Origin of the sequence: Winogradskyella sp. (assembly GCF_016744625.1) — a bacterium.
Lineage (GTDB): Bacteria > Bacteroidota > Bacteroidia > Flavobacteriales > Flavobacteriaceae > Winogradskyella.
This window is the reverse complement of the sequence record NZ_JADGDZ010000128.1, coordinates 6019-7197: the sequence shown is the minus strand read 5'-3', so window position 1 is coordinate 7197 and position 1179 is coordinate 6019. Positions and strand designations below refer to the sequence as shown.

Genomic DNA, 1179 nt, shown 5'->3' with positions numbered 1-1179 from the left:
AATCTATTAAATGGATTACATCTTCAATAACAATTCTTAAATCATCTTTAATTTTATATGATTTAAATATTAAAATAAGAAGTTCTTTATATGATTACTTTACTTTTCTAATAAAAAATTTGAAAATCTTCTTGCAATTGAGTAAACATATTCATCAAATTTATTGCTAAGTACAATTATTGTAATTCCCTTTTTAGGATACATCCACAAATCTGTAGCAAACAGATCACTTGTGCCACCATGTAGCACTAACTTATTTTCTGAATCATTATTTTCAATTCCCCAGCCATACCCATAGTGAGTATACATATCATCCCATAGAAAATGAGGATAGAGATATTTAGAGGTTGTAGCTTCATCAAGTACTGTATTGTTTTGTATTGCTTGGCTCCAAAGTAATAAGTCACTTGCCCTTGTTAAAAGCCCACCATTTCCTTTCAGGTTGAGGTATGGACCTTTTTTACTCCAATTCTCTTCATTAGGTTTTTTAGCTTCAGTACCATTTAAAAAACCATTAGCCACTTCGTTATTTTTCCAATTTGGAAGTACATAGCCAGTATGATTCATTTTTGAGGGTTTAAAAATTTCTTCATTTAAAAAGGTTTCATAATCCATTCCGCTAGCTTTTTCAATTATTAAACAAAGCAAGCTATATCCTATATTAGAATAATTAAACTTTTCCCCAACCTGACCCATCAGTTTACTACTGAATACTTGGTTTAGAAACTCTTTTTCTGTAACGGTATCATAATCGTCTCCTATCCCAGTTATTAAACCAGAAGAATGTGTGAGCAGTTGATGAATGGTGATGTTTTTTTTATCGTCTGGAACAGTCTCAAAGTATTTTGATAGCTTATCACTAGTAGAAACCTTATTTTGCATGGACAATTTTAGTATTCCAGCAGCGGTGAATTGTTTAGTAATAGAACAAATATCAAAAACGGTATTTATCTCGTTAAGTCCATTTTCTTGATTATTTTTTCTACCATATGCTTTGTTAAATATTATACTGTCATTTTGAGCGACTAGAATAACTCCTGAAAAGTCATTATCAATAAGTTTTTTATCAATAGTAGTTAAATCATCAAATTCTCCCTTTTTTATTCGATTCGCTTTCATTGTTCCATCAGGTTGTATTAGAATTAATTCATTAAAAACGCCATTTTCTGAGGTTTTAAA

The 1179-nt window shown here is 30.0% G+C and carries 1 protein-coding gene; it reads right to left on the bottom strand.

Translation table 11 applies throughout. The features are described from left to right. Positions 1–99: 99 nt before the first annotated feature. The coding region (locus QZZ53_RS16360) for a serine hydrolase domain-containing protein (RefSeq protein ID WP_296386689.1) at positions 100–1179 on the bottom strand (1080 nt) is incomplete at its 5' end.